The 1,019-nt window shown below is 56.0% G+C and carries 1 protein-coding gene; it reads right to left on the bottom strand.

Annotated elements, in window-relative coordinates:
• Positions 1-746 precede the first annotated feature (746 nt).
• Positions 747-1,019 (bottom strand): AAA-associated domain-containing protein (locus DIE21_RS36835; protein ID WP_185642931.1); only part of this gene is annotated, 273 nt, incomplete at its 5' end.

Below are 1,019 nucleotides of genomic sequence, written 5' to 3'. Positions count from 1 at the left end.
GCCACGCGAGTTTCGCCAGCAAGAAAATTCGCTAACCTAAGCGTGACTGCGTGTCCGGTCATGCAGGGGCAAGTCCACCAGTGAAGCATATGCTCACGAAAATGAACACACTGCCTCAGACCTGATAAGCCGTTATTTCTTAAGATATGCTCCAAACACCGTACCGCATTTAACTAATTCTGTTTTTATTTTTCTCGCTCTGGGCCATTTCAACATCCCTCATCTCAAGACATCGATAGAGCTGAATCCTTGGAGGGAGCAACGGGTCCGCAAGCCTCATGCTCTATAGGTGCACGGCAGCCGCCCTCCAGTGCAACGTCCCATCACGGAAAATCAATCCCCCTGAAATTCGAGTTAATGATCGATCGAGACGCATTCAAAAAACATCATCAGAGTCTGTGCACCGCCTTACAACAAGACCCATTAGGCCCGAAAACCATCGAATCGAACAATGTAGAAAATTGTCACACGATCGTTGCGACGATTCGATCTCGCTATTTTTTGATGATTAACCGGGGCCGTCAGACCGGCAGAACGATCAGATGTCCGACATGGCATGGCGTTGCGCCGAAGCCGGAATGACGTTCGGGTTCGTTGCCGATCTCATCGGATAACTATTTGGGGGGCTGGCCGGCACCGTCACGGCCGGCCTCGTCGGCAGCGCCGCCGGCTGTGCGGCACGCTCCGATGTCGGCGCGACATCGATGACGGCTGGATGTCGCGCCCCATGTATCGACTTCCAGACTTCAGGACTCCACATCCTCGAGACTGAACACTTCCGTCTTGTCGTTGTACGAGAACACCTCGCCGTAACGCCCCCAGTCGATCACCGCGTCGAGGGTTTCCTCGGCCGCGTCGTCCGACAGGAAATCCTCCAGCTCCTGCTCGAAGCGCACACGCGGCGCGCGATGACCCGGGCGCTCGTTCAGCACCTTCCGGATTCGCGCGGCGAGCGGCACGTGCTTCAGCAGGTGATCCGCGAACATCAGCTTGCGCTCCTGCGTGCCGAACTCCGCGAA

Source organism: Burkholderia sp. Bp9140, from assembly GCF_003853425.1.
Classification (GTDB): domain Bacteria; phylum Pseudomonadota; class Gammaproteobacteria; order Burkholderiales; family Burkholderiaceae; genus Burkholderia.
The sequence above is the reverse complement of the archived record's forward strand: the minus strand, read 5'-3'. Positions and strand labels throughout refer to the sequence as shown.